The organism is Streptomyces sp. SLBN-118 (assembly GCF_006715635.1).
In the GTDB taxonomy this organism is placed as follows: Bacteria; Actinomycetota; Actinomycetes; order Streptomycetales; family Streptomycetaceae; genus Streptomyces.
The window spans coordinates 2,002,543-2,027,673 of the sequence record NZ_VFNP01000002.1 but is presented as its reverse complement, the minus strand read 5'-3'; the positions used below and the strand labels follow the sequence as shown (position 1 = coordinate 2,027,673).

Below are 25,131 nucleotides of genomic sequence, written 5' to 3'. Positions count from 1 at the left end.
AGGGTCGGGCGCATGACTTCTCGTGACAGCGCAGGCACCGCGCCGAAGGCCCCGGCCAAGGACCCCTGGGACCTTCCCGACGTATCCGGCCTGGTCATCGGCGTTCTCGGCGGCACCGGCGACCAGGGCCGCGGGCTCGCCTACCGACTGGCCAGGGCGGGCCAGAAGGTGATCATCGGGTCCCGCGCCGTGGAGCGCGCAGAGACCGCGGCCGCCGAGCTCGGCCTCGGTATCGAGGGCGCCGACAACGCCGAGTGCGCCCGGCGCAGCGACGTGGTGATCGTGGCCGTGCCGTGGGACGGGCACGCCAAGACCCTGGAGACGCTGCAGAAGGAGCTGGTGGGCAAGCTCGTCGTCGACTGCGTCAACCCGCTCGGCTTCGACAAGAAGGGCGCGTACGCGCTCAAGCCGGAGGAGGGCAGCGCCGCCGAGCAGGCCGCCGTCCTGCTGCCGGACTCGCGGGTGACCGCCGCCTTCCACCATCTGTCCGCCGTACTGCTGCAGGACGAGTCGATCGAGGAGATCGACACGGATGTGATGGTGCTCGGCGAGGTACGCGCGGACACCGACATCGTGCAGGCGCTGGCGGGCCGCATCCCGGGCATGCGGGGGGTCTTCGCGGGCCGGCTGCGCAATGCCCACCAGGTCGAGTCGCTGGTCGCCAATCTGATCTCGGTGAACCGCCGCCACAAGGCGCACGCGGGGCTGCGTGTCACCGACGTGTAGTCGATGGCAGGGGCAGGCGGGGGCATGGGGGACACTGGACGGCGTACGCCATCAGTACCCGGAAAGGAGCCGTACCCCATGCCCCGCCTCGCTCTGTACTCCCTCGTCGTCTGCGTCCTCGCCGTCGCGGCAGCCGTCGTGTCCTTCGTGCAGGGCCTCTGGATCGGGATCGTGTGGGTGCTGCTGGCCGGGCTCGCGTCGAACATGGCCTGGTACTACCTGCGCCGGGCGAAGGCCGAGCGCCAGGCCCGCGGGGCTACCGGCTGACGACCGACTCGCAGAAGTCGCTCGTCTGCCAGAAGCGGTAGAAGTCCTGACCGCAGTACGTCTCCGCCTCACTGATGCCGAGCCCCCGCAGGATCGCGTGGATCGCGTCGAAGAACGCGTGGTTCACCTCGGGGATGAACAGCACACCGAAGACCGCGAGCAGCCCGAAGGGGGCGAACGGCTCGACCTGGCGGCGGATCTTGTACGAGAGCCACGGCTCGATCACGCCGTATCCGTCGAGACCGGGCACCGGCAGGAAGTTCAGGATCGCGGCCGTGATCTGGAGCAGCCCCAGGAACGCGAGCGCGAAGCGGAAGACCAACGGCACCCCGTCGAGCGCGTCCAGCCAGAACGGCGCGGTGCACGCGAGCGCGAACAGCACATTCGTCAGCGGCCCCGCCGCGGAGATCAGGCTGTGCTTCCAGCGGCCCCGGATACGGCCCCGCTCGATGAAGACCGCACCGCCGGGCAGACCGATTCCGCCCATGATCACGAACAGCACCGGCAGTACGATGCTCAGCAGCGCATGCGTGTACTTGAGCGGGTTGAGGGTCAAATAGCCCTTGGTACCGATGGAGATGTCACCGCTGTGCAGTGCCGTGCGGGCGTGCGCGTACTCGTGCAGACACAGCGAGACGATCCACGCCGAGGTGACGAAGAGGAACACGGCCAGGCCGGGGCTCGCCGCGAAGTCCGTCCACACAGCCCACCCGGTCACGCCCATCACGGCGACGATCCCGAGGAACACCGGACTGATGCGCCGGTCGCTGTGGCGAGAGGTGGCGGTGGTCATGGGTGCGGCTCCAGGAGACTTGGGAGTCCTCCCACGCCCGCCGGGGCGTAGGGGAGGGAGAGGGGGAGGGACATGCGGATCGACCGTACCGGTGACGTGGGGAGAACGTCCCGGGGGGTTGCGGGGGTTCCTGCTGCGCCGCCCCGGATGGGCACCGGTGACAATGGGCGAGTGCACTATCGGGTTCTCGGCACCACGCAGGCACTTCACGACGACGGCACCCCCGTCGCGCTCGGCGGTGCGCGGCTGCGCGCGCTCCTGACCGTGCTGGCTGTACGGGCCGGGCGTACGGTCCCGGTCGGCGTCCTCGTCGACGAGGTATGGGACGGCGATCCGCCCGCGGACGCGGTGGGCGCGGTCCAGGCGCTCGTCGGGCGGCTGCGGCGCGCGCTGGGGCACGCGGCGGTCGCCTCCGCGGACAGCGGCGGATACCGGCTGTGCGCGGCGGGTGACGACGTGGACCTGCACCGGTTCGACCGGCTCGCGGGGGAGGGGGCGCGGGCCCTGGACGAGGGCGACGCGGTCAAGGCGGCGGCGCTGCTCGACGACGCGCTGGCGCTGTGGCAGGGGCCGGTGCTGGCCGACCTCCCGGACCGTACGTCCGAGGCGGCACGCTGGGAGGCCCGCCGCCTGGACGCCCGCCGGGCCCGGCTCGCGGCGGCGCTCGCGCTCGGCCGCGCGGAGGAGGCGCTGCCGGAACTCACCGCGCTGTGCGAGGCGCACCCGCTGGACGAACGCCTCCAGGTGCTGCGTCTGCGCGCACTGCGGGACGCGGGGCGGGCGGCCGAGGCACTGGCGGCGTACGAGGAGGTGCGGTGCCTCCTTGCGGACAGCCTGGGGGCGGACCCGGGCCACGAACTGCGCGCGCTTCACGGGCAGTTGCTGTCGCCCTCCCCTTTGCCCAAAGCGGGGCTCCGCCCCGGACCCCACACGCGCGAAGCTGTTGCCCCCGGTTCGGGACGGGGGGAGGGCGGGGTGGGGAACGGCTCCGCGCAGCGGCCGTGCGCCCCCGGCAACCTGCGCGCCCGCCTCACCTCCTTCGTCGGGCGCGACGCCGACATCGAGGCCATCCACGGCGACCTCGCCGCCGCCCGGCTCGTCACGCTGCTCGGCCCCGGTGGCGCCGGGAAGACGCGGCTGTCCCAGGAGGCCGCCGAGCGGGTCGACGCGGCCGGACAGAGCCCGTGGCCCGACGGGGTCTGGCTTGCCGAACTCGCGCCCGTGGACGACCCGGAGACCGTCCCGGAAGCCGTCCTCACCACGCTCGGCGCGCGCGAGACCGTGCTGCGCGGCGCCGGTGCCGAGGAGTTGAGGGCCGCGGAGGGGCACAGCGACGACGCCCTCCTGCGGCTGATCGAGCACTGCGCGCGCCGCCAGATGCTCCTGCTCCTCGACAACTGCGAGCACGTCGTCGGCGCCGCCGCCGCCCTCGCCGAGCGACTGCTCGAAAGCTGCCCGGGCGTCACCGTACTGGCGACCAGCCGCGAACCGCTGGGCGTTCCGGGCGAGTTGGTGCGCCCGGTGGACCCGCTGCCCGACCCCATGGCGCTGCGCCTGCTCGCCGATCGCGGCGCCGCGGCCACGCCGGGCTTCCGTATCGATGACGACCCGGAGGCCGCCGCCGAGATCTGCCACCGGCTCGACGGACTGCCGCTCGCCATCGAACTCGCCGCCGCCCGCCTGCGGATGCTCACCCCGCGCCAGATCGCCGACCGCCTCGACGACCGCTTCCGCCTGCTGACGAGCGGCAGCCGTACCGTACTGCCGCGCCAGCAGACCCTGCGGGCCGTCGTCGACTGGTCCTGGGACCTCCTCGACGGCGCCGAACGTGCCGTACTGCGGCGGCTGTCGGTCTTCGCGGGCGGCTGCGACCTCCCCGCGGCCGAGGCCGTCTGCGGCGACGCGGACCTCGATGTCGCCCACGTCCTTGGATCCCTCATCGACAAGTCGCTCGTCGTCGCCGCCCCCGACGGCCAGATGCGCTACCGCCTCCTCGAAACCGTCGGGGAGTACGCGTCCGAACGCCTCGACCAGGCCGCCGAACGCAGCACCGTGGAGCGGCGGCACCTGGTCCACTACCGGGAGCTGGCACGCGTCACCGACCCGCTCCTGCGCGGCCACGGACAGCGAGCCGCCCTGGACCTGCTCCAGCTCGAGTACGAGAATCTGCGCACCGCACTGCGCCACGCCGTCGCCGCCCGCGACGAGCAGGAGGCGCTGTTCCTCGTCGTCTGCCTGTCCTGGTACTGGCAGATGCGGGATCTGCGTACCGAGGCCCGGCACTGGGCCACGGTCGCCGGCGAGCTGGGCCCGGACCCCTTCGCACCGCCCGTCGTGCCCGCCCCGCCGATCACCGAACGGATCACGGACGCGCCGCCGCCCATGTCCCCCGAGCTGCTCCAGGAGGCCCGGCGCGGTGCCGCGCTGATCCGGATGGTCTTCATCGACTACGACGTCGACGAGTGGACGACGCCGGAGAAGAGGGAGCGGCTGCGCCGGATCACCGAGGCCTACCGGCCGGGGCTGCCGCAGACCTGCCGCCCCCCGGCTTCGCTCTGGTTCTTCGCCGTCGTGATGACCGGAGAGGCCGAGCAGCTCAGGATCCTGCTCGACAAGACCACCGAGACCTGCCGCGCGCTCGAATACGAATGGGAGCTCGCCGTATCGCTCCAGGCACGGGCCAATGTGCTCGCCAACCGCAGCGAGTGGGCCGGTGACGCGGCCCGCGACGCGGAGGAGGCGCTGGAGATCTTCACCAGGATCGGCGATGCCTTCGGTGCGGCGGAGGCGCTGTCCGCGCGCGGCGAGGCGCGCGAGAACCGCGGCGAATACCCGCTCGCCGCCGAGGACTTCACGTCAGCCATCGGATACGCGGAGCAGGTCGGTGCCCAGGCCCAGACGGCGGTGCTGCGCTCCCGTCTCGGCGGTGTCCTGCTGGAGATGGGGGAGGACGAGCGGGGCGAGGCCCTGATCCGTGACGTGCTGGCCGATGTCAGGAGGGCGGGCCGGGACTCGACGGTCTTCGCCCGGCTGTACCTGGCGCTCTGGCTGGGACGCAACGACCGCGTCCAGGAGGCGCGTGCCGAGGTCGACGTGATTCTGACGCAGTTCCAGTCCGCGACCATGGCGATCTTCGAAGGCATGATCACCGGCTTCCTCGCCCGGCTCGACCTCGTCGAGGGCGACTACGAGCGGTCCCTGAGCAGGGCACGCCACGCGCTGGAGAAGGCGCGGGACCCGCTCACCCTGATGGTCGCTCCGCAGATGCCCTCGCTGCACCTGGTGACCTCTGCCGGTGCGCTGGCCATGGCGCAGCCCGAACGTGCCCGGGACGCGGCCCGGATACTCGGGGCGTCCGACGCCCTGCTGCCGCGGGGCCACTTCTCGCCCCGCTACGAGCGCGAGAGCCGGGCCGATTCCGAGGTGGCGGTCCGCGGGGTGCTCGGGGACGCCGCATACGAGAGCGCATACGCCGAAGGCGGCGGCCTCACCCTGGATGAGGCCGCCGCCCTGGTGTGACCCCACGTCGGGATCAGGTCTTCTTGCGGAACTTGGCGACCGCGAGCGGTGCCGTGACCAGAGTGATCGCCGCCGACCAGCCCAGCGTCATCCACACGGAGTGGGCGATGGGGCCGCCGTTGATCAGATTCCGTGCCGCGTCCGCCAGATTGGACAGCGGGTTGTAGTCGGTGAAGGTCTGCAGCCAGCCGGGCATCGTGGTCGGCGGGGCGAAGATCGACGAGCCGAACTGCAGAGGCATCAGGACCATCATGGCCACTCCCTGGACGGCCTGGGGCGTCTTCATGGTGAGACCGAGCAGGATGAAGATCCACATCAGCGAGGCGCCGAAGACCATGGAGAGGCCGACCGCGACGAGGAGTTCGAGCACCGAGGTGTGGATCTGCAGGCCGAGCAGGAAGCCCATGCCGAGCAGGATGGTCACGGCGACCATCATCCGGCCGACCTCGACCACGATCTTCGCGATGAGGACCGAGGAGCGGGCGATCGGCATGGACCGGAAGCGGTCCATCACGCCCTTCTTGAAGTCGTCGTTGACGCCGGTGCCGACAGCCATGGAGATGTTCATGCCCATCATCGCCATCATGCCGGGGACCACGTAGTTGACGTACTGCTGCTGGTTGCCCTTGCCGGAGATCGCCCCGCCGAAGACGTACACGAACAGCAGAATGAAGATGACCGGCATCAGCACGGCGTCGAACATCGACTCCGGGTCCTGCTTGATCTGCAGGGCGTTGCGGCGTACCAGCGCGCCGATGTGCCGCAGATTGCCCCGCAGGCCGATCCGGCCCTCGCCGGCCGGTGCCTTCTTGGCCGGGGCGGGCGCGGGAGCCGGCGACTGAGCGGTGGTGGCAGTTGCCGTACTCATGCGGCGACCTCCTCGGGAATCGTGTCGGACACGGGCGTCTTCTCGCCCGTGATGGCCAGGAACACCTCGTCCAGGCTGGGCAGATGGGTGCCGATGTGCGCGATGCCGAAGCCGTGCGTGCCCAACAGGCCCACGACCGCAGTCAGTTGCGCATCGCTCAGGATCGGTACGTACAGCAGACCCTCGTCGGGGACGACCGTCGCACCGCCGATGCCGTCGAGGCCGGACTCGCCGAGCGCACGGGCCATGGCGGACAGCTGCGCCGGATCGCTGGGCCGGATCTGGAGGGTGCGCCCGCCGACCTTCGCCTTGAGTGCGTCGACGCGGCCGTTGGCGATGACCCGCCCGCGGTCGATGACCGTGAGCTCGCTCGCCAGCTGCTCGGCCTCCTCCATGTACTGGGTGGTGAGCAGGACGGTCGCCCCCTCCGCGACCATCCGCTGCACCTCGTCCCAGACCTCGTTGCGGGTCCTCGGGTCGAGGCCGGTCGTCGGCTCGTCGAGATAGAGCACGGACGGACTGCCGATCATCGAGGCGGCCAGGTCGAGCCGCCGCCGCATACCGCCGGAGTACTGCAGCGCGGGCCGCTTCGCCGCGTCGGTGAGCGAGAAGCGCTCCAGCATCTCGTCGGCCCGGCGGCGGGCGTCCTTGCGGGGCAGGTCGAGCAGCCGCCCGATCATGTAGAGGTTCTCCCAGCCCGACAGCTTCTCGTCGACCGAGGCGTACTGGCCGGTGAGTCCGATGGTGCGGCGCAGCTGCCGCGGCTGCTTCACCACGTCGTAGCCCGCGACGACGGCACGGCCGGCGTCCGGGGTGATGAGGGTGGACAGGCAGCGCACAAGGGTGGTCTTGCCGGCGCCGTTGGGGCCGAGGACACCGAGGACGGTGCCCTCGCGGACATCGAGGTCCACCCCGTCCAGCGCCTTGGTGTCGCCGTAATGCTTGACGAGGCCTCGTACCTCGACGGCGTTCTTGTCGATTCGCGTCATGCCGCCAACGATGACGGGCGTCGCCGACAAGCTGCCGACAAGCTGCCGACAGGCGGGCTACAGCCTGCCGACGCCCAGGAAAGGGCAGGTCAGGATGCGGGCTTGGCGTAGTCGACGAAACCGGCCCAGTCGAGCACGACGACACTCTCGTCGCCGACCACCCAGGCATCGTGGCCGGGCTGGATGTCGACGAAGTCGCCGGAGCGTATCTCCTCGCTCTCGCCGTCGTTCATGACGACCTTCATCCGGCCGCTGACGACATAGCCCACATGGTGCGACTGGCAGCTGTCGGTGCCGACGATGGGCTTGATGTGCTTGGACCACTTCCAGCCCGGCTCGTACACGGCCCGGCCGACCGGCGGCCCGCCTTCGCCGGTGACGAGGTCGAGCTTCCCGGTTCCCTCGGCGAAGGGCCGGGTCTCTTCCGGGGAGTCGAAGGTCTTGCGCACGATTCCGGCCATGTCGACCGCCTCCCGAAGGGTGATGCAAGCAAGCCCCGAGTCCACTTTCAAGGCTACGTGCCGGGGCTCCTGGAGGCTTCCTGAGCTTCGGGCACCGGGGCTTCGGGGCCTCACGCAGGACGACAGCCCGCCGATGGGGGATGTCGGCGGGCTGTCGGTGGTGCCGGAGATGGCTCAGTGGAAGGTGTGCTCCTCCTGCGGGAACGCCCCGCCGACGACATCGTCGGCGAAGGCCTTCGCGGCGTCGCCGAGCGTCTGGCGGAGGTTGGCGTACTGCTTGGTGAAGCGCGGCACCTTGCCGCCCGTCAGGCCCGCCATGTCGGTCCAGACGAGCACCTGGGCGTCCGTGTCGGGGCCCGCGCCGATGCCGATGGTCGGGATGTGCAGGCTGCGGGTGACCTCGGCGGCGATCTCCGCGGGGACCAGCTCCAGGACGACGGCGAAGGCGCCCGCGTCCTGCGCCGCCTTGGCGTCGCGCATCAGCCGGTGGGCCGCCTCGTCGCCGCGCCCCTGCACGCGGTAGCCCATGGTGTTGACGGACTGCGGGGTCAGGCCCAGATGCGACATGACCGGGATACCGGCCTGCACCAGAAGCTCCGTCTGGCCCAGCGAGCGCTCGCCGCCCTCCAGCTTGACCGCGCCGACACCGGCGTCCTTGATCAGCCGGGTGGCGTTGCGCAGGGCGTGGACCGGGCCTTCCTGGTACGAGCCGAAGGGGAGGTCGCCGACGACCAGGGCACGCCTGGTGCCCCGTACGACGGCTGCGGAGAGCAGGGTCATCTCGTCCATGGTGACCGGCACGGTGGTCTCGTAGCCGAGATGGCAGTTGCCCATCGAGTCGCCGACGAGGATCACCGGGATGCCGGCCTCGTCGAAGACCGATGCGGTCATCGCGTCGTAAGCAGTGAGCATCGGCCACTTCTCGCCGCGCTCCTTGGCGGCGGCGATGTCGTGGACGGTGATGCGGCGAGTGCCCTTGCCGCCGTACAGCGCCTTGCTGCTGTCGGTGGGCCTCTGGGCAGCCTGAAGCGTCATGGCCAACGGCTCCTTCGTCATCTCGAGGCGCCCTGACGGCGTCCCCGGATCAGGTCCATGGTGGCACCTCGTGCCGCCCGCGCGGAAGGGCATCCGGCACCTTCTCTTCGGCTTTCGATACGAGACGGTCTCGTATCGAAATTGAGTTACGCTGCCCCCATGACGATCCCGTCCGGCAGACCCGCCCCGCGGATTCCCGAAGCCGTGCACCGCCGCAGGTGGGCGATCCTCACGGTCCTGATGTTCAGCCTGATCATCGTCGTGCTGGACAACTCCATCCTCAATGTGGCGGTCAAAACGATCGCCAGCCCACCGCCGCACGGCCTCGGTGCCACCCAGAGCGAGCTCGAATGGGCGATGAACTCCTACACGCTCGTCCTCGCCGGGATGCTGTTCACCGCCGGCCTGGTGGGCGACCGTGTGGGCCGCAAGAAGGTCCTGCTCTTCGGCACCTCCCTGTTCGGCTTCGGCTCGGGACTCGCCGCGCTGTCCGGCTCACCCGCCGAGCTCGTCTCCTACCGGGCGCTGATGGGCTTCGGCGCCGCCTTTGTGATGCCTGCCACGCTCGCCGTGCTGGTGCACGTCTTCGAGCGTGACGAGCAGCCCAAGGCCATGGGGATCTGGGCGGGCAGCGTCGGCGTCGCGATCGCCGTCGGCCCGGTCACCGGCGGAATGCTCCTCGACCACTTCTGGTGGGGCTCGATCTTCCTGATCAACGTGCCCGTCGTCATCATCGCCGTGGTCTGCGTCGCACTTCTGGTGCCGGACTCCAAGGACCCGAACCCCGGCGGCCTCGACCCCCTCGGCGTCGTGCTGTCGATCGTCGGCATGCTGCTGCTGGTGTACGGGATCATCCACGCCGGCGAGCTGGGCGACTTCACGGCCCGGTCCGTGGTCGGCCCGGTGGCCCTGGGGCTCGCCGTGCTCGTCTTCTTCGTCCTCCACGAGAAGCGCAGCAGGCATCCCGCCCTCGACATGGGGTACTTCAAGAAGCCCGCCTTCTCCGCGGCCGTCGCCGCGGTCGCGCTCGTCTTCTTCGCCCTCATGGGCCTGACCTTCTTCTCCGCGTTCTATCTGCAGAGCGTGCGCGGCTACAGCGCCCTGCGGGCCGGGCTGCTCATCCTGCCGATGGCCGCGGCACAGATGGTTTTCGCGCCGCGGGCCCGGCTTGCCGTGGCCCGGTTCGGTACGCGGGTCACCTGCGCGGCGGGCATGCTGCTGATCGCGGTCGGGTTCTGGGCGTTCGCGCTGTTCGACACCTCGACCCCGGTATGGGCGATCGAGATCGCCTTCCTCGCCCAGGGCGTGGGCATGGCACACGTCTCCACGCCGGTGACCTACCTGGTGGTGCGGCTGCTGCCGCGGGAGAAGGCCGGCTCGGGCAGCGCGGTCAACAACACCTTCCGCCAGATCGGCGGCGCGCTCGGGGTGGCCGTACTCGGCTCGCTGCTGGCCACGCACTACCGCAACGGGATCGAGGGTCACCTCGGCGTGTTGCCCGCCGGGGCACGGAATGCCGCAGGCGAGTCCATCGAGGCCACCCTCGCCGCCGCGGAGAGGCTCGGCCCGGCGGGCAAGGCACTGATCGGCCCGGCGAACGAGGCCTTCCTCGACGCCATGCATCTGACGTCACTCTGCTCGGCGGCCATCGCCGTCATCGGTGCCGTGGTGGTCGGGGCGTTCCTGCCCGGCCGACCGGGCGCGGGACCGGACCGCCAAGGCCCTGAACGCGTCCCGGAGACGGCCGCGCGCGACTGAGCGCCCTGCATTGCGCGAACGCTCCCCCGGAGCCGACGGCCGGGCTTCGGGCGGGGGCGGGGAGAATCGGAAAAACGGGCGAGGGCTGGACACGGAGGGGACCGGACAAGGTGAGGGAGGGAGCGAACGTGCCCCTGAGGGAGCAGCAGCAGATGGAGCGGCAGCAGGCGGAGCAACGCAAGAACCCAAGGCGAGGGCGGCCCCGCAGCGAGGCGGCCGAGCGGTCCATCGTCGAAGCCGTCGTGCGGCTCCTCGAAGGAGGCGTCCCCATATCCGAGCTGTCCATCGAGCGCATCGCCCGCACCGCCGGGGTCGGCAAGGCCACCATCTACCGCCGCTGGGAAGGCAAGGAAGCCCTCCTTCTCGACGTCGTACGGTCCATGGAACCGGTCGCTCCGCCCCTGCCCGGCACCTCCGTGCGGGACGACCTGGTCGCGCTCGTCGAGATGCTGCGCCGACGCGGTCTCGCCAAGCGGTCCTCCACGCTCCTGCACAGCGTCTTCGCGCAGATGCAGAACTATCCCCAACTGTGGGAGCTGTACCACCGCACCGCCGTCGCCCCCCGCCGTGAACTCATGGAAGCCGTCCTGCGCCGCGGCATCGAGAGCGGCGAGATCCGCTCCGACATCGACATCGAACTCCTCGGCGACCTGTTCGTGGGACCGATGCTGGTCCGAACCGTGCTGCGCCCCGAAGGCACACCCGAAGAGGGCGGCGCGGAACGGATCGTGGACGCGGTCCTCCAGGGTGTACGCGCGCCACGCTGAAGCATTCCGAACCGCCGTCCGGGCTGCTGCCCGAAGTGTTCGGGTTCTGTCACAGCGCCCTCACCTGGCCCGATACGAGGAACCCGGTACGTCGTCCTGTCGTCATCGAGGCAGAACGGCCGTCCGGCGACGGCGGCGAAACACCCGTCGTCGCCTACTGTCGACGGCGAGGTCGGTGTGACGCAAGGCAGTGAGGAAAGCTCCATGGCGCAGGCGTACAAGACGGAGACCGGTCACGGCAGGCCCCAGAACGGGCGCACCGGAGCCCGGTTCCGGAGCCTGCTCGACGGCTGGCGGGGCGACCCAGGCATCTGGCGGCGCGGCCTCGTGCTCGCCGCACTCGCCGTACTGATCGCCCTGTTGATGATCCTGCACGCGCAAGTCCCCAACCGCATCGGCAACCTGGGCAGCCTGAGCGAGACCTTTCTGCCGTGGTTCGCCGTGTTCATCCCCGTGATCCTGGTTGTCGCCGTGCTGCGGCGTTCGGCCACCGCGCTGATCGCACTGCTGCTGCCGTCGATTGTCTGGCTCAACCTCTTCGGCGGCCTGGTCACCGGCAAGTCGGGCGGCGGGGGCGATCTGACCGTCGCCACGCACAACGTCAACGCGGGCAACCTCGACCCCGAGGGCACGGCGAAGAAGGTCGCCTCGTCGGGCGCGGACGTGCTCGCGCTGCAGGAACTGCCGGTCGGTCAGGTCTCGGCGTACGAACAGGCGCTGGCCGGGACGTACAAGTACCACTCCGTGCAGGGCACCGTGGGGCTGTGGAGCAAGTACCCGATGACCGACACGTCGCCCGTGGACATCCGGCTCGGCTGGACGCGCGCGCTGCGCTCCACCGTGCGGACGCCCGAGGGTGCGGTCGCGGTGTACGTCGCGCACATGCCGTCGGTACGGGTCAAGCTCAACGCGGGCTTCACCGCGAACCAGCGCGACAACAGCGCGGACGCGCTGGGGGAGGCGATCGCGCACGAGCGGACCGGCAAGGTCGTGCTGCTCGGTGACCTCAACGGCACCATGAACGACCGCTCGTTGAGGTCCATCACCTCCCAGATGCGCTCCACGCAGGGGGCGGCGGGCGACGGCTTCGGCTTCAGCTGGCCGGCGTCCTTCCCGATGGCGAGGATCGACCAGATCCTGGTGAAGGGCGTGGAGCCGATCTCGTCCTGGACCCTTCCCAAGACGGACAGCGACCATTTGCCGATCGCGGCGCGCATCGAGCTCTGAGCGTTCCCAGCCCCGCCTGTCCCCCTACGGCCTGGCGGCCGTGGGAGGTACCCCCCATCCCGTAACTGGGGGCACGCCCCCAGCCCCCTTGCGCCTGGTACGCGGCGCGGGGGTGGGGGCTTCGCCCCCTGGCCCCGTATGCGACCTTCGGCCGCATGCCCTCAAACGCCGGACGGGCTGACATGCGCGGCCCGGCCGCGCATTCCAGCCTCGACGGCGATTTGGGCGCGGTCCCGAGTGCATTCAGCCCCTTGGGGGTCCCCCGGACGAAGTCTGGGGGAGTTTGAGGAGCGGGGGGTCTGGGGCGGAGCCCCCGCACGGGTCTGGGGCGCAGCCTCGCGTTGGACGGTGGGACTGCCGACGGGACGGGAAAAGGGGCCCCTCGCGCGTCGCCGCCGCGGGAAGCCCCCGTACCCCGGACCCACAGGTCAGTGCGTCGTCTCCCGCCAGCGGTTCGTGATCGGCAGCCGCCGGTCCTTGCCGAAGCCCTTCGCCGAGATCTTGGTGCCCGGCGGGTACTGGCGCCGCTTGTACTCCGCCGTGTCCACCATCCGCAGGGTCCTGGCGACCAGTTCCTCGTCGAAGCCGGCCGCCACGATCGCGTCCTTGCCCTGGTCCCGGTCGACGTACAGCTCCAGGATCCGGTCCAGTACGTCGTAGTCGGGCAGGGAGTCGGTGTCGACCTGGCCGGGGCGCAGCTCCGCGCTCGGCGGCTTGGTGATCGAGGCCTCCGGGATCGGCGGGACCTGCCCGCGCTCCTCGGCGGCGCGGTTGCGCCACTTCGCGAGCCGGAAGACGGACGTCTTGTAGACGTCCTTGATCGGCCCGTACGCCCCCACCGAGTCGCCGTAGAGCGTCGAATAGCCCACCGCCAGCTCGGACTTGTTGCCCGGCGCGAGCACGATGTGGCCCTCCTGGTTGGAGACCGCCATCAGCATCGTGCCGCGCAGCCGCGACTGGAGGTTCTCCTCCGCGAGACCGGTCAGCGAGAGCGAGCTCATGTACGCGTCGAACATCGGCTCGATCGGTACGGTGCGGAAGTTGAGCCCCGTACGGCGCGCCAGCTCGGCCGCGTCGCCCTTGGAGTGGTCCGAGGAGTACTTCGACGGCATCGAGATGCCGTAGACGTTCTGCGCGCCGAGCGCGTCGCAGGCGATCGCCGCGACCAGTGCGGAGTCGATGCCGCCGGACAGGCCGATCAGCACCGAACGGAAGCCGTTCTTGGCGGCGTACGCGCGCAGGCCCACGACCAGCGCGGAGTACACCTCCTCGTCGTCGTCGAGACGCTCGGCGTAGCCGCCGGTCAGCTCCGCCTCGTACGCCTTGACGGGCTCCTCGGAGAGGACGACGCGCTCGATGCGCAGCCCGTCGTCGACCACGCCCTCCCGCGGTTCGGCGGAGGCGGCGGGCAGCTCCAGGTCCAGCACCACGCTGCCCTCGGCGAACTGCGGGGCCCGTGCGACGACTTCACCGGCCGCGTCGACGACGATCGAATCGCCGTCGAAGACCAGCTCGTCCTGTCCGCCGATCATGGCCAGATACGCCGTGGTGCAGCCCGCCTCCTGGGCGCGCTTGCGCACCAGCTCCAGGCGGGTGTCGTCCTTGTTCTGCTCGTACGGCGAGGCGTTGATCGAGATCAGCAGCCCGGCCCCCGCGGAACGGGTGGCCGGGACGCGGCCGCCGTCCTGCCAGAGGTCCTCGCAGATCGCGAGCGCCACATCGACGCCGTGCACCCGGATCACCGGCATGGTGTCGCCCGGCACGAAGTAGCGGAACTCGTCGAAGACGCCGTAGTTGGGCAGGTGGTGCTTGGCGAAGGCCAGCACCACCTCGCCGCGGTGCAGCACGGCCCCGGCGTTCTGGGGTGCGCCCGCGGGCTGCCCATAGCGGGGCTGGGCCCGCGCGGAGCGGTCGAGGTAGCCGACGACGACCGGCAGCTCGCCGAAGCCCTCCTCGTCGAGGCGCACAGCGAGCCCGCGCAGGGCGGCCCGGGACGCTTCCACGAAGGACGACCGCAGGGCCAGATCCTCTACGGGATAGCCGGTCAGCACCATCTCGGGGAAGGCGACGATGTGCGCCCCCTGCTCGGCGGAGTGCCGGGTCCAGTGCACGATCGCCTCGGCGTTGCCGGCGAGGTCACCGACGGTCGAGTCGATCTGATTCAGAGCGAGGCGTAGTTGAGGCACGCGGCTCAGTGTAATCGTCTCTCTGACGCGATGTCCCGGCGGGGAGATGTGGGGCGCCCCACGTCCCGCGTACCGCTTCGCGGGGCGCCCAGGGTGCTACCTCTGGTAACCGAGCACCGTCATCATCCCCGACTCCGAGTGGTAGACGTTGTGACAGTGGATCATCCACAGGCCGGGGTTGTCGGCGTCGAAGTCCACCGCCACCGTCCTGCCGGGCAGGACGCCCGCGGTGTCCTTGCGCAGGCCGGCCGGGTTCGCCAGGGCGAAGGTGTGGCCGTGGAGGTGGACCGGGTGCCACATCTTCGTGTTGTTGACGAAGACCAGCCGGACCCGCTCGCCCGCCCGGACCGGATGGCGCTGGCCCGGGGCGTAGGGCTTGCCGTCGAAGGCCCAGTTGAACTGCGTCATATTGCCCGTCAGACGCAGCTGGATCGTGCGGTCCGGCTTCCGTTCGGGAAGGGCGGCGGACTCGGTTGCCCTGAGCCGGTTGGGGGTCAGCAGCCTGCCGGTCAGCTCGCTCGGACGTACGGAGGCGGTGGGTGCGCTGCCGCTGCTGGTGCGCAGCAGCGCCATCGCGGCAGCCTCCCTGCCCGGTGCCTCCTTGCCCTCCGCGACCGCAATGAGCGGGAAGACGCCGTCGCCCGCGGTCACCAGGACGTCGTACCGCTCGCCCATGCCCAGGATCAGGTTGTCGACCTCGGCGTGCTCGACGGGGAAGCCGTCGGTGTGCGTGATCGTGAGCTCATGGCCGCCGAGCGCCACCCGGAAGGGAGTGTCCCCGGCGGCGTTGATGATGCGCAGCCGGATCCGGTCGCCCGGCGAGGCCCTGAAGACCGAGGGAGCCTTGGCCGTCCGTCCGTTGACCAGGTAGTACGGATACGCGACATCGCCCGCGTCGCCGCCGAGCAGTTTGCTCGTCGCGCCCATCATCATCCGGGACGGGCCCTTGGCGGCCGCGGCCGCCTTCGGGGAGGGGGACGGGGACGCCGTGTCCATCGGCATGTCCATGGACATGTCCTCGCCGGAGTGTCCGGCCATGCCGTGCCTCAGCTCGGCCAGCACCGCCTCTGGCGTGGAGCCGTCGACCCCGTCGACCCAGTCGTCCAGGACGACGACCCACTCCCTGTCGTACACCAGGGGTTCCTTCGGGTCCTCCACGATCAGCGGGGCGTACAGCCCGCGGTCCTGCTGGACACCCGAGTGCGGATGGAACCAGTACGTCCCCGGGTCCGGGACCGCGAAGCGGTAGGTGAAGGAACCGCCCGGCGCGACGGAGCTCTGGGTGACGCCGGGGACGCCGTCCATGTCATTGCGCAGGGCGATGCCGTGCCAGTGCAGTGAGGTGGACTGCGGCAGATGGTTGGCGAGGGTGAGCGCGAGTGTGTCGCCCGCCGTGACGCGGACCTCTTTGCCGGGCAGCCGGTCGCCGTACGCCCAGGATCTGACCCTGAGCCCGTCCCCGAGGTCCAGCGGGGTGGGCGTGGCGGTCAGCTTCACGGTGCGGACGGGGCCCGAGCCCCGCTTCAGCTCGGCGGCTGCGACCTCGGGTCCGTTGGGGCTGACATAGCCGTCCGGGGCCGCCGCGGGGGTTGCGCCGTGGTTCATCGATCCGTGGTCCGTGCCCGGCGATCCGGAACAGGCGGCCAGAACTCCCGTGCCGGCGGCGGCGATTGCCGCACCGAGCACGGTACGGCGGGTGAGATCGGTGGAATGAGTGCGCATGACTGAGAGCACCTCGTGGTGTGTGGTGATGCGTGCGGATGGGCGCGTCTGCTGCTTCTGGACTCCGCTCGGAGCGCGGAAAGTCGGGGCGGCGGGACCCGCTTCTAGATCCGCAGCACCGACAGCCTGGCGAGGAGGGTCTTGCGGGGAGGCGGATTGGGCCGCAGGGCGCGGAGTATCCGGGCGTGGCAGCCCGCGAGCAGCGCGCCGTGGTCTGTGCGCAACAGCCCGGCGGCGACCAGGACGACCGTGAAGGTGTCCAGCACGGCGAGGCAGACGCTCATCGGATCCATGGCCAGGGCGGGCACTTCCGGCCCGGCGTAAGACGGCTGGGCGTTTGCGGGGCCTGCGGCGTCTGCGGGGCCTGCGGCGTGGTGGTGTCCGTGGGACACCGTGGCGACCTGCGAGGGTGGGGCCGCGTTCCCCGCCGCGCCTGAGCCGTGATCCGCCACCGGGTGGCCCAGGGTATGCATCGTGGCGATGCCGAACAGCAACGCCAAGAACAGCACCAGCTGTCCGAAACGCGAGCGCCGACCGATGACCATGGTCCGCAGCTTACCCCCACCGGGTATGTATCGACGCGTGGGCCACACCCGCTCCATATCCCGTTCGTGGCAGGCTGGCACCGGTGCTCGCGCTGTGGATGGCGCGGGAGGAGGAGCGACGGTGACGTTCGTACGAGTGGGAGACGTGCCACACCATGTGGTCGTCGAAGGCAGCGGACCGGTCTGCGTGCTGAGCGCCGGGCTCGCGATGAGCTGGTTCGACTGGGACCCCGTCGTCCCGCTGCTTGCCCCGTACCGCACCGTCGTCCGCTTCGACCGGCCCGGTCACGGACTGAGCGGCGCCGCCGCCGTGCCGCCGTCCGCGGCGGGAGAGGCCCACCGCATCGCGGGCGTACTGGACGCGCTCGGCCTGGACGGGCCCGCCACCGTCGTCGGGCACTCGATCGCCGGGTTCCACGCCGAGGCCTTCGCCCGGCTGCACCCCGCCCGCACCGCCTCCGTCGTCCTCGTCGACTCGTCGATCGAGGAGCATGCGCGCGTGCCCGCCGCGCCCGCGGTGCGCACCGCCGCGGCCCGCGCGCTCGGCCGGGTTCTGTCCGCCGCGGGAGTCCCCGCCGCCCTCGGCCCGCTCACCCGCCGCGCCGTCGTCCGCCTCTCCCGCACCGGCGGCGGCGACCCGGCCCCGGCCGCGCTCGTGCGCCGCTGTTACGCCACCTCACGCGTGCTGCAGGGCGGCCTCCTGGAGAACACTCACTACCGTGCGGTCGCCGCCGAACTCCTCGCCCTGCGCGAGCGGTACGCCCTGCCCGGTGTCCCGGTCACCGTGCTCGCTGCGAACGCCGCGGGCGAACGCTGGCTGGAGCGCCAGCACGCCCTCGCCCGGCTGCTGGGCGCCCGCTTCGAGACGGTCGCACCGGCAGGCCATCTGATGATGCTGGACCGCCCCGACGCGGTGGCACGGGCGGTCCTGGACGGATCGGCCGCGGCGAGCGACGGACGGGCCGTACGTACGACGTGGTCTCAGCCCTCCGCGTAGACCTGCTCCACAAAGGTGTGGATCTGCTCGTCGGTCAGATGCCGCGCAAGATCGGCCTCGCTGATCATCCCCACCAGCCGCTTGTTCTCGATCACCGGCAGCCGGCGGATACGGTGGCCCTGCATCTCCTGCAGTACCTCGCCCACGTCGGAGCCCGCGTCGATCCAGCGCGGGGTGCCCTTGGCCATGTCGCCGGCGGTGATCCGCGAGGGGTCGTGGCCCATGGCCACACAGCCCACGACGATGTCACGGTCGGTGAGGATGCCGCAGAGCCGTTCGCTGGAGTCGGCTATGGGCAGCGCGCCCACATCGAGCTGGCGCATCAGCTGCGCGGCCCGGTCGAGGGTCTCGTGCGCGGGGATCCACTGGGCGCCGGGGTGCATGATGTCTCTGGCTGTGGTCATGGCTTCGTACCTCCTGGCATGCCGTGACGGCCCGTGCGAACCCATTGTCATTGGGCCGTTCGAAGGACGCGACCGCAGCGGGGGGTGCGGGGTGGGGTGGGTGCGCCTGCGGCGGGCCTGTTCCCCATCCCGACCCTTCCCGAACTGGGGGCTTCGCCCCAGACCCGTGCGCCTGTTTCGCGGCGCGAGCCGGGGGCTTCGTCCCCGACCCCTGTATGCGACCTTAGGCGGGATGTCCTCAATCGTGGGGCGGGCTGGACTTCCACCGGTCGGCTTGAATCTTCAGGCCGACCGGCGGGAAATTTCAGCCCTTGGGGGTCCCCCGGACGAAGTCTGGGGGAGATCGAGGCGCGGGGGTCCCGGGGCGGAGCCCCCGGTACGGCAGCGGCGGCCTACGACGTACGGACCTCCGCGCCCCGCTTGTGCAGCAGGTCCACCATCAGCTCGACCTCCGAGCGCTGCGCCGCCACCATGCCCTCGGCGAGCGCTTTCTCGGGGCCGACCGTGCAGCGCTTCGCGCAGCCCTCGGCCATCGAGATCCCGCCGTTGTGGTGGATGATCATCAGCTGGAGGTACTCGATCTCCGCCTGCTTGCCACTGGCCTTGCCCAGCCGGTCCAGGTCCGCCCTGGTCGCCATGCCCGGCATCAGGGCGCCGTCCCCGGCCGGGGACCCGGCGTGCCCGCCGTGCCCGGACCCGTGCGCATGCTCCTCGCCCATCCACGCCATCGGCTCGCTGTCCGCCGACAGCTTCGGCAGCCCCCACAGATCCAGCCAGCCCAGCATCATGCCCCGCTGGTTGGCCTGGGTGTTGGCGATGTCGTACGCGAGCCGGCGCACCTCGTCGTCCCGCGTACGGTCCCGGACGACGAAGGACATCTCCACCGCCTGCTGGTGATGGACCGACATGTCCCGGGCGAAGCCCGCGTCGGCCGAATCCGCGGGCGGCGTGCGCGACGTGGAGTCGTCGCTGCCGCCCGCCGAGGCCATGGTCGCGGCCCCGGCGAACAGCAGCGCGAGCACGACCGCCGTGATCGCGGCCCAGTGCGTTCGCGACAGACGGCTCATACGGATCACTTGCCGCCCAGTCCGTTGGTGCACGCGGCGCCCGGCTCGGGCGTCTGCGCGCCCTGCACGTACTTGGTGAAGAACTGGCTCACGCGCGGGTCGCTCGCGCTGTCGACCGTCAGCTGCTTGCCCCAGGCGCTCAGCATGATCGCCCCGGCCTGGTCCTTGAAGGGGCTCATCAGCGTGTACGGGGTCTTCTTGACCTTCTCGCTCAGCTTGGTCACATCGGCCGCCGAGGCCTTGTCGTTGTAGGTGACCCAGACCGCGCCGTGCTCCAGCGAGTGCACGGCGTTCATGTCGGGGACCGGCTCCTTGTAGACGTCGCCGTTGCAGTTCATCCACACCTGGTTGTGGTTGCCGCCGACCGGCGGCTTCATCGGGTAGGAGACCGTCTTGGTGACGTGCGTGCGGCCGAGCTTCTTCGCGTCCCAGCTCTTCTCGCCGGTGACGGGAGCCTTGGCCTCTGCGAGCTCCTGGTCCTTCTTGTCCGACTCCTTGTTGAGCACGTAGACGCCGAAGCCGACGAGTCCGGCCACGACGACTCCGCTGACGGCGATCGTGATGATCCGGCTGCGGCGCTCGCGGGCCTGCTCGGCGCGGCGCATCTGCTCTATTCGGGCTTTGCGGTCGTTGGTGCGAGGAGCCATGATGTGTCGTCCTTCGTCAATGAAGTGATCAAGGGGCTGTGGGGGAGGCGGGACCGCTCAGGTCCGCAACACTTGAAGGACGTGAAGGCTGGGAGCCCGCGGCTGCGCTCCCGAGCGGGGCAGCGACGCCCCGGCGGGCGGTGCGCCGAGGTGCGGGGGCTGTGCCCCGGCCTCGACGGGCGCGTCCAGCGGGGGCGCGGTGAGCACGGCCGGTTTGACGAGCGGCATCAGGCCGCAGGCGCCCTTGTCGTACGGGCAGGTGTACGCGGCCGCCGCATCGCCCGACGCGGACGTGGAGCCTGACGTGGAGGCGGGCGCGGCCGTGTGATGCCCGGCGGGCGGGCTCAGACAGATGAAGAGCGCGCCGAGGAGCGTCGCCACGGCACTGAGCAGTGCCATGGGACGCGCGGTGCGCGCGATGTCGCTGAGCCGGGGAGCCCCCATGGGCGCAGATCGTAGTGTGCGGGCGCGTCCGGCACCTCATACGGGACCGTCAAACAGCCATCACTGGCCGTGGCGGACGCGTTGAGAGAGGCCTGAGGGTCGTCTCGCTGCGGGCTCTGACCGACAATGGGCTCGTCGGTACAGGTGCCATTGGGACGAGGCGTGCAACGCGCCCGAAACCCACGGATGGCATGCTCGTGCGGAGCAGGCGGCTTTACCAGCAAGGATGGGTGGAAATGGATAAGCAGCAGGAATTTGTGCTCCGTACCCTCGAGGAGCGCGACATCCGCTTCGTGCGCCTGTGGTTCACCGATGTTCTCGGCTTTCTGAAGTCGGTCGCGGTGGCCCCCGCCGAGCTGGAGCAGGCCTTCGACGAGGGCATCGGCTTCGACGGATCCGCGATCGAGGGCTTCGCGCGGGTCTACGAGTCCGACATGATCGCCAAGCCGGATCCGAGCACCTTCCAGATTCTGCCGTGGCGGGCCGAGGCCCCAGGCACGGCGCGGATGTTCTGCGACATCCTGATGCCGGACGGCTCGCCCTCCTTCGCGGACCCGCGGTACGTACTGAAGCGGATCCTCGCCAAGACCTCCGACCTGGGCTTCACCTTCTACACCCACCCGGAGATCGAGTTCTTCCTGCTGAAGAACAAGCCGCTGGACGGCACCCGGCCCACCCCTGCCGACAATTCGGGCTATTTCGACCACACCCCTCAGAATGTCGGCATGGACTTCCGCCGTCAGGCGATCACCATGCTCGAATCCATGGGCATCTCGGTGGAGTTCAGCCACCACGAGGGCGCGCCGGGCCAGCAGGAGATCGACCTGCGGTACGCGGACGCGCTCTCCACGGCCGACAACATCATGACCTTCCGCCTGGTCATGAAGCAGGTCGCGCTGGAGCAGGGCGTCCAGGCGACGTTCATGCCGAAGCCCTTCAGTGAGTACCCCGGCTCCGGCATGCACACCCACCTCTCCCTCTTCGAGGGAGACCGGAACGCCTTCTACGAGTCCGGCTCGGAATACCAGCTCTCCAAGGTCGGCCGTTCCTTCATCGCGGGCCTGCTCAGGCACGCGGCGGAAATCTCGGCCGTCACCAACCAGTGGGTCAACTCCTACAAGCGCATCTGGGGCGGCTCCGCCCGCAGCGCGGGCGCGGGCGGCGAGGCCCCCTCGTACATCTGCTGGGGCCACAACAACCGCTCGGCGCTGATCCGCGTCCCGATGTACAAGCCGGGCAAGACGGGCTCGGCCCGCGTCGAGGTCCGCTCCATCGACTCCGGCGCGAACCCGTATCTGACGTACGCGGTGCTGCTCGCCGCGGGCCTCAAGGGCATCGAGGAGAGCTACGAACTCCCCGCCGGCGCGGACGACGACGTGTGGGCGCTGTCGGACGCGGAGCGCCGGGCGATGGGGATCGAGCCGCTGCCGCAGAACCTGGGCGAGGCGATCACGCTCATGGAGCGGAGCGAGCTGGTCGCCGAGACGCTGGGCGAGCACGTCTTCGACTTCTTCCTCAGGAACAAGAAGCAGGAGTGGGAGGAGTACCGCAGCGAGGTCACGGCCTTCGAACTGCGCAAGAACCTCCCGGTGCTCTGAGCGGGACGAACTGCACCCAGCCGGGGCCGATGGTCATCGACCGTCGGCCCCGAACTGTCGGGCGCGGCACCCTCAGTCGCTGTCGGCCGTGCCGGGGCGCAGCACCTCGTACAGCGGCTTCGTGGCCCGTACGCGGTACTCCTGCACCGCCCACGTATTGCCGTCCGGGTCCGCGAAGTACATGAAGGTGCCGCCGTCGCCCGGTGCGATCTCCACCGGGTCGGACACGTCCACGCCACGCTCGGTGAGCTCGGCGTGCGCCGCCTTGATGTCCGCGACGACGAGCTGCATCCCTGAGTACGAGCCGGGCTCGGGCCCCTTGCCGTCGGGGCCGCCGATGCCCTCTCCGATGACGATCGAGCAGCCCGAGCCGGGAGGCGTGAGCTGGACGATGCGCATGGTGTCGGTGACACGGGTGTCGACGTCGACCGCGAAACCGACCTTGTCGCGGTAGAAGTCCCTGGCCCGGTCCACGTCCGAGACGGGGACCACGATCACTTCGAGCGTCCAGTCCATACGGGGCCTCCGGGGTCAGTGGTCGGCTGCGTACGTGACAAAGTCTGCCCATGCCTGGGGCGCGAGGGCGAGCTGTGGGCCGGTCGTGTTCTTGGAGTCCCGTACGTGGACGGCGCGGGTGGTGGTCGCGACCTCGACGCAGTCGGAGCCGGCTTCGCCGGTGCTGTAGCTGCTCTTGCGCCATGCCACCTCCACGCAGTCGGAGCCAGGCTCGCCGCTGCTGTAGCTGCTCTTGAACCACTCCGGCTCGATACTCATGTGTCTCCCAGCACTTTCTCGATGAGGGCCAGCGACTCCCGTGGCGTGAGAGCCTGCGCTCGGATGCTTCCATACTGCATCTCCAGGAACTGCACCTCCCTCGGCTCGGGGATCAGACGCGTGAAGTGCAGCACCTCCGAATACCCCAGTGTCGCGCCGCTCTGGAGCTTGAAGATGCGGAACCCGCCGGTCAGACCCGCATGTTCCTCCCGGCCTGTCGGCATGACCTGGATCTCGACGTTCCGGAACTGCCCGACCTCCAACAGCCGTTCGAGCTGCTTACGCTGCACCATTCTGCCGCCGACCGGGCGGCGCAGAGTCACCTCGTCCTGAACGAAGCTGAAGACGGGCAGAGCCTTCGTCTTGTCGACGATGTCCTGTCGTGCCATCCGTGCACCCACCTCGCGTTCGATGACGTCCTCGGTGTACAGAGGTCGCCTCATGCGGAACAGCGCCCGCGCGTAGTCCTCCGTTTGCAACAGCCCTTGGACCACTGAGCTGTTGAACGCGCCGAGCTCAACTGCCTCCGCCTCCAGCTTCGCCAGGTCCCGTACCTTCTTCGGGTACCGGACCTCCACCACGTCCCTCTGCATCGCGATGATCTTGCCGCCCGCGCCCAGCACGTCGTCCGCCCGCTGCAGGTACACGTCCTTCGGCGCCCGCCGCCCGCGCTCCACGGAGGAGACCAGCTCCTCGCTGTACCCGATGGCTGTCCCCAGCTCCGCCTGTCGGAGCCCCGCCGACTCCCGCCACGCCTTGAGCTGACGGCCCACCGCCCTGAGGACCGCCCCGCTCTCGTCGTCCCAATTCTGCTGCTCCGTACCGTCGTCCATGCCGCCGACCTCCACCCGTCCGCACCGTCCGGACACACCCGGGCGCCACCCGGACGGTTACGCTGCGTACCGACTTCATTACTGTTCAGAGTAGGTGCGGGCGGCCACGCTGAGTGATGTGAACCAAGAAATCACCCGAACCATGACTGCTGTACGCCACTTCACCGTGCTCCTCTCGCCCACGCGCCGAAGCGCGGCTCGCCCGTCGGCTGACGGTGCGGCAACTCACCGACTGGGGGCAGCCGTACGAGGCCGCCGGGCAGATCGTCGCCGAGCTCGCCGCGAACGCCGCGCTGCACGGGCGGGTGGCGGGACGGGACTTCCGCCTCGCCGTCCGCCTCACGGATATGGGGACGGTGCGTATCGAAGTCACCGACACCCGGGCCGACCTGCTGCCCCACGCGACTGAAGGCCCGCTCCCCGAGGGCGAGTCGGGGCGCGGCCTGCTGCTGGTCGAGGCGTACGCCGATCGCTGAAGGACGGTGCTGGGGCCCGCGCCCTGCAAGACCGTGTGGGCCGAGATCGACCGGCCCGGGTCAGTCTGACCCGCCTGTAGTACGGACGGTGACGTGGTCCACGAGCATGGGGCTGCCGGGGCGCGTGTTCGGGGTGGGCGTGCTGTGCCCGGCGATGGCTTTGGGGAAGCCGCCGCCGATGGCCAGGTCGAGGAGGATGAAGTGCCCGTGGCCCGTGGCGGCGTCCCAGGTGGCCTCGTTGATCTGTGCCGAGCTGACGGAGTGGTAGGGCCTGCCGTCCACGGACCAGGTCAGCCGCTCCGGCTCGACGCTGCGGTCCCACTCGACGGCGTAGGTGTGGAAGTGGCCGGTGCACTCCGAGCCCGGGCAGGCGGTGTCGGCATTGAGGCCGGTGCTCTCCTCGCAGGGGCCGCCCGTGCTCGTCCCGCAATGCATGGCGCCCCACACCCGGTTGACGCCGTTGGCGTTCTCCAGCACGTCGAACTCGCCCACGGTGGGTGACACTCCCTCGCCTGTACGGAAGGGCCGGCCGAGAGTCCAGAAGGCCGGCCAGTAGCCCGCGGCCGCGGGGCCGGTGATACCGGGGAGCTGGAGGCGGGCCTCAATGCGAAGCTTCTTGCCGTCCGCCGGCCGGAAGTCACTGCGGCGCGTCTCGATGCGTCCGGACGTCCATCGTCCGGCGCTGTCCCGCAGTGGAGTGATGCGCAGGTTGCCGTGGCCGTCCTGGCTCAGGTTGGCCGGGTCGTTCGTATACCGCTGGACCTCACCGGTTCCCCACTGGGCCGGACCGCCGGGATAGCCGGTGCCGACGTCGGTGATCCAGTTCTTGGAGTCCGGCGCGGTCCCGGCTCCGCCCCCGAAGTCATCGGTCCACTCGACGGCCCACTCGTCGGTGGACGGCGGGGCGGCACGCGCGGTCGACGGGCCGAAGCCGACGGCGAGGACGGCGAGCACGGACGCCATCGCGGCGCACGTGCGGCGGCTTCGCAGCGGCAGCTTCATCGGGTTTCACCTCCTGGCCGGCCGCG

The 25,131-nt window shown here is 70.4% G+C and carries 25 protein-coding genes; 9 read left to right on the top strand and 16 right to left on the bottom strand.

The window, feature by feature from the left end; translation table 11 throughout:
• Positions 1–12 precede the first annotated feature (12 nt).
• Together npdG and FBY35_RS27875 are read left to right on the top strand one after the other, a co-directional pair.
• Positions 13–726, top strand: coding sequence for an NADPH-dependent F420 reductase (npdG, locus tag FBY35_RS27880; RefSeq protein ID WP_142216729.1), 714 nt, complete (start codon positions 13–15; stop codon positions 724–726).
• 24 nt (positions 727–750) lie between these two features.
• A complete protein-coding gene (locus tag FBY35_RS27875) occupies positions 751–993 on the top strand; it encodes a hypothetical protein (RefSeq protein ID WP_142216728.1) in 243 nt (80 codons plus the stop codon).
• Here the strand turns inward: FBY35_RS27875 and FBY35_RS27870 are convergent.
• Positions 983–1,786 carry a site-2 protease family protein gene (locus FBY35_RS27870; RefSeq protein WP_142216727.1) on the bottom strand — a complete coding sequence of 268 codons (804 nt, stop codon included), beginning with the start codon at positions 1,784–1,786 and terminating at the stop codon, positions 983–985. The two genes, FBY35_RS27875 and FBY35_RS27870, sit on opposite strands and share 11 nt — an antisense overlap.
• 171 nt (positions 1,787–1,957) lie before the next feature.
• On the opposite strand from FBY35_RS27870, the gene FBY35_RS27865 reads away from it, so the two are divergent.
• Complete coding sequence (locus FBY35_RS27865; protein WP_142216726.1) at positions 1,958–5,305, top strand: BTAD domain-containing putative transcriptional regulator; 3,348 nt, start codon at positions 1,958–1,960, stop codon at positions 5,303–5,305.
• 13 nt (positions 5,306–5,318) lie between these two features.
• On the opposite strand, the gene FBY35_RS27860 is transcribed toward FBY35_RS27865, so the two are convergent.
• The 4 genes from FBY35_RS27860 to panB form a co-directional block, all read right to left on the bottom strand.
• Positions 5,319–6,173, bottom strand: coding sequence for an ABC transporter permease (locus tag FBY35_RS27860; protein WP_142216725.1), 855 nt, complete (start codon positions 6,171–6,173; stop codon positions 5,319–5,321).
• A complete protein-coding gene (locus FBY35_RS27855) occupies positions 6,170–7,162 on the bottom strand; it encodes an ATP-binding cassette domain-containing protein (protein WP_142216724.1) in 993 nt (330 codons plus the stop codon). Before FBY35_RS27855 ends, FBY35_RS27860 begins: the two co-directional genes overlap by 4 nt.
• Before the next feature lie 89 nt (positions 7,163–7,251).
• Entirely contained in the window at positions 7,252–7,623 is a 372-nt protein-coding gene (locus FBY35_RS27850; protein ID WP_142216723.1) for a cupin domain-containing protein, read from the bottom strand.
• A gap of 174 nt (positions 7,624–7,797) precedes the next feature.
• Positions 7,798–8,658, bottom strand: coding sequence for a 3-methyl-2-oxobutanoate hydroxymethyltransferase (panB, locus tag FBY35_RS27845; RefSeq protein ID WP_142216722.1), 861 nt, complete (start codon positions 8,656–8,658; stop codon positions 7,798–7,800).
• A gap of 159 nt (positions 8,659–8,817) precedes the next feature.
• Between panB and FBY35_RS27840 the strand changes: the two genes are divergently transcribed.
• From FBY35_RS27840 to FBY35_RS27830, 3 genes are all read left to right on the top strand, one after another.
• Positions 8,818–10,416 (top strand): MFS transporter, encoded by a 1,599-nt coding sequence (locus FBY35_RS27840; protein ID WP_142216721.1) that lies wholly within the window; start codon positions 8,818–8,820, stop codon positions 10,414–10,416.
• A 152-nt stretch (positions 10,417–10,568) separates the two neighbouring features.
• Positions 10,569–11,183, top strand: coding sequence for a TetR/AcrR family transcriptional regulator (locus FBY35_RS27835; RefSeq protein WP_142218203.1), 615 nt, complete (start codon positions 10,569–10,571; stop codon positions 11,181–11,183).
• Between the two features lie 204 nt (positions 11,184–11,387).
• Positions 11,388–12,410: an endonuclease/exonuclease/phosphatase family protein gene (locus tag FBY35_RS27830; protein WP_142216720.1), complete on the top strand. Its 1,023-nt coding sequence runs from the start codon at positions 11,388–11,390 to the stop codon at positions 12,408–12,410.
• Between the two features lie 428 nt (positions 12,411–12,838).
• Here the strand turns inward: FBY35_RS27830 and FBY35_RS27825 are convergent, their stop codons facing one another.
• From FBY35_RS27825 to FBY35_RS27815, 3 genes are all read right to left on the bottom strand, one after another.
• Complete coding sequence (locus FBY35_RS27825; RefSeq protein WP_142216719.1) at positions 12,839–14,596, bottom strand: NAD+ synthase; 1,758 nt, start codon at positions 14,594–14,596, stop codon at positions 12,839–12,841.
• 96 nt (positions 14,597–14,692) lie between these two features.
• Positions 14,693–16,318 carry a multicopper oxidase family protein gene (locus tag FBY35_RS27820; protein WP_142216718.1) on the bottom strand — a complete coding sequence of 542 codons (1,626 nt, stop codon included), beginning with the start codon at positions 16,316–16,318 and terminating at the stop codon, positions 14,693–14,695.
• Positions 16,319–16,422: 104 nt separating this feature from the next.
• Complete coding sequence (locus FBY35_RS27815; RefSeq protein ID WP_142216717.1) at positions 16,423–16,863, bottom strand: hypothetical protein; 441 nt, start codon at positions 16,861–16,863, stop codon at positions 16,423–16,425.
• Positions 16,864–16,984: 121 nt separating this feature from the next.
• Here FBY35_RS27815 and FBY35_RS27810 point away from each other — a divergent pair, with 121 nt between their 5' ends.
• On the top strand, positions 16,985–17,860 hold the full coding sequence (locus tag FBY35_RS27810; RefSeq protein WP_142216716.1) for an alpha/beta fold hydrolase: 876 nt from the start codon (positions 16,985–16,987) through the stop codon (positions 17,858–17,860).
• On the opposite strand, the gene FBY35_RS27805 is transcribed toward FBY35_RS27810, so the two are convergent.
• The 4 genes from FBY35_RS27805 to FBY35_RS27790 form a co-directional block, all read right to left on the bottom strand.
• The gene (locus FBY35_RS27805) at positions 17,845–18,264 is read right to left on the bottom strand and encodes a CBS domain-containing protein (RefSeq protein WP_142216715.1); all 420 of its coding nucleotides are present in this window, start codon (positions 18,262–18,264) and stop codon (positions 17,845–17,847) included. The two genes, FBY35_RS27810 and FBY35_RS27805, sit on opposite strands and share 16 nt — an antisense overlap.
• 392 nt (positions 18,265–18,656) lie before the next feature.
• The gene (locus FBY35_RS27800; protein WP_142216714.1) at positions 18,657–19,331 is read right to left on the bottom strand and encodes a DUF305 domain-containing protein; all 675 of its coding nucleotides are present in this window, start codon (positions 19,329–19,331) and stop codon (positions 18,657–18,659) included.
• 5 nt (positions 19,332–19,336) lie between these two features.
• A complete protein-coding gene (locus FBY35_RS27795) occupies positions 19,337–19,978 on the bottom strand; it encodes a DUF3105 domain-containing protein (protein WP_142216713.1) in 642 nt (213 codons plus the stop codon).
• Positions 19,979–20,035: 57 nt separating this feature from the next.
• Complete coding sequence (locus tag FBY35_RS27790) at positions 20,036–20,422, bottom strand: hypothetical protein (protein ID WP_142216710.1); 387 nt, start codon at positions 20,420–20,422, stop codon at positions 20,036–20,038.
• Positions 20,423–20,658: 236 nt separating this feature from the next.
• On the opposite strand from FBY35_RS27790, the gene glnA reads away from it, so the two are divergent.
• Complete coding sequence (glnA, locus tag FBY35_RS27785) at positions 20,659–22,020, top strand: type I glutamate--ammonia ligase (protein WP_142216709.1); 1,362 nt, start codon at positions 20,659–20,661, stop codon at positions 22,018–22,020.
• A 72-nt stretch (positions 22,021–22,092) separates the two neighbouring features.
• On the opposite strand, the gene FBY35_RS27780 is transcribed toward glnA, so the two are convergent.
• The 3 genes from FBY35_RS27780 to FBY35_RS27770 are packed head-to-tail and all read right to left on the bottom strand — an operon-like array spanning position 22,093 to position 23,627.
• Positions 22,093–22,536 (bottom strand): VOC family protein, encoded by a 444-nt coding sequence (locus tag FBY35_RS27780; RefSeq protein ID WP_142216707.1) that lies wholly within the window; start codon positions 22,534–22,536, stop codon positions 22,093–22,095.
• Positions 22,537–22,551: 15 nt separating this feature from the next.
• Positions 22,552–22,794, bottom strand: a complete 243-nt coding sequence (locus FBY35_RS27775) for a DUF397 domain-containing protein (RefSeq protein WP_142216706.1) — start codon at positions 22,792–22,794, stop codon at positions 22,552–22,554.
• On the bottom strand, positions 22,791–23,627 hold the full coding sequence (locus FBY35_RS27770) for a helix-turn-helix transcriptional regulator (RefSeq protein ID WP_142216704.1): 837 nt from the start codon (positions 23,625–23,627) through the stop codon (positions 22,791–22,793). Before FBY35_RS27770 ends, FBY35_RS27775 begins: the two co-directional genes overlap by 4 nt.
• Before the next feature lie 215 nt (positions 23,628–23,842).
• On the opposite strand from FBY35_RS27770, the gene FBY35_RS27765 reads away from it, so the two are divergent.
• Positions 23,843–24,103, top strand: a complete 261-nt coding sequence (locus tag FBY35_RS27765; protein WP_313904711.1) for an ATP-binding protein — start codon at positions 23,843–23,845, stop codon at positions 24,101–24,103.
• Between the two features lie 60 nt (positions 24,104–24,163).
• On the opposite strand, the gene FBY35_RS27760 is transcribed toward FBY35_RS27765, so the two are convergent.
• Positions 24,164–25,105 carry a family 16 glycosylhydrolase gene (locus FBY35_RS27760; RefSeq protein WP_142216702.1) on the bottom strand — a complete coding sequence of 314 codons (942 nt, stop codon included), beginning with the start codon at positions 25,103–25,105 and terminating at the stop codon, positions 24,164–24,166.
• Between the last annotated feature and the right edge of the window lie 26 nt (positions 25,106–25,131).

What these genes read in the sequence shown, in the direction of transcription:
- npdG (WP_142216729.1), top strand. Translation starts at nt 13, where the DNA reads ATGACTTCTCGTGACAGCGCAGGCACCGCGCCGAAGGCCCCGGCCAAG.
- FBY35_RS27875 (WP_142216728.1), top strand. Translation starts at nt 751, where the DNA reads ATGGGGGACACTGGACGGCGTACGCCATCAGTACCCGGAAAGGAGCCG.
- FBY35_RS27870 (WP_142216727.1), bottom strand. Translation starts at nt 1,786, where the DNA reads ATGACCACCGCCACCTCTCGCCACAGCGACCGGCGCATCAGTCCGGTG.
- FBY35_RS27860 (WP_142216725.1), bottom strand. Translation starts at nt 6,173, where the DNA reads ATGAGTACGGCAACTGCCACCACCGCTCAGTCGCCGGCTCCCGCGCCC.
- FBY35_RS27855 (WP_142216724.1), bottom strand. Translation starts at nt 7,162, where the DNA reads ATGACGCGAATCGACAAGAACGCCGTCGAGGTACGAGGCCTCGTCAAG.
- FBY35_RS27850 (WP_142216723.1), bottom strand. Translation starts at nt 7,623, where the DNA reads ATGGCCGGAATCGTGCGCAAGACCTTCGACTCCCCGGAAGAGACCCGG.
- panB (WP_142216722.1), bottom strand. Translation starts at nt 8,658, where the DNA reads ATGACGCTTCAGGCTGCCCAGAGGCCCACCGACAGCAGCAAGGCGCTG.
- FBY35_RS27840 (WP_142216721.1), top strand. Translation starts at nt 8,818, where the DNA reads ATGACGATCCCGTCCGGCAGACCCGCCCCGCGGATTCCCGAAGCCGTG.
- FBY35_RS27835 (WP_142218203.1), top strand. Translation starts at nt 10,569, where the DNA reads ATGGAGCGGCAGCAGGCGGAGCAACGCAAGAACCCAAGGCGAGGGCGG.
- FBY35_RS27830 (WP_142216720.1), top strand. Translation starts at nt 11,388, where the DNA reads ATGGCGCAGGCGTACAAGACGGAGACCGGTCACGGCAGGCCCCAGAAC.
- FBY35_RS27820 (WP_142216718.1), bottom strand. Translation starts at nt 16,318, where the DNA reads ATGCGCACTCATTCCACCGATCTCACCCGCCGTACCGTGCTCGGTGCG.
- FBY35_RS27815 (WP_142216717.1), bottom strand. Translation starts at nt 16,863, where the DNA reads ATGGTCATCGGTCGGCGCTCGCGTTTCGGACAGCTGGTGCTGTTCTTG.
- FBY35_RS27805 (WP_142216715.1), bottom strand. Translation starts at nt 18,264, where the DNA reads ATGACCACAGCCAGAGACATCATGCACCCCGGCGCCCAGTGGATCCCC.
- FBY35_RS27800 (WP_142216714.1), bottom strand. Translation starts at nt 19,331, where the DNA reads ATGAGCCGTCTGTCGCGAACGCACTGGGCCGCGATCACGGCGGTCGTG.
- FBY35_RS27795 (WP_142216713.1), bottom strand. Translation starts at nt 19,978, where the DNA reads ATGGCTCCTCGCACCAACGACCGCAAAGCCCGAATAGAGCAGATGCGC.
- FBY35_RS27790 (WP_142216710.1), bottom strand. Translation starts at nt 20,422, where the DNA reads ATGGGGGCTCCCCGGCTCAGCGACATCGCGCGCACCGCGCGTCCCATG.
- glnA (WP_142216709.1), top strand. Translation starts at nt 20,659, where the DNA reads ATGGATAAGCAGCAGGAATTTGTGCTCCGTACCCTCGAGGAGCGCGAC.
- FBY35_RS27780 (WP_142216707.1), bottom strand. Translation starts at nt 22,536, where the DNA reads ATGGACTGGACGCTCGAAGTGATCGTGGTCCCCGTCTCGGACGTGGAC.
- FBY35_RS27775 (WP_142216706.1), bottom strand. Translation starts at nt 22,794, where the DNA reads ATGAGTATCGAGCCGGAGTGGTTCAAGAGCAGCTACAGCAGCGGCGAG.
- FBY35_RS27770 (WP_142216704.1), bottom strand. Translation starts at nt 23,627, where the DNA reads ATGGACGACGGTACGGAGCAGCAGAATTGGGACGACGAGAGCGGGGCG.
- FBY35_RS27760 (WP_142216702.1), bottom strand. Translation starts at nt 25,105, where the DNA reads ATGAAGCTGCCGCTGCGAAGCCGCCGCACGTGCGCCGCGATGGCGTCC.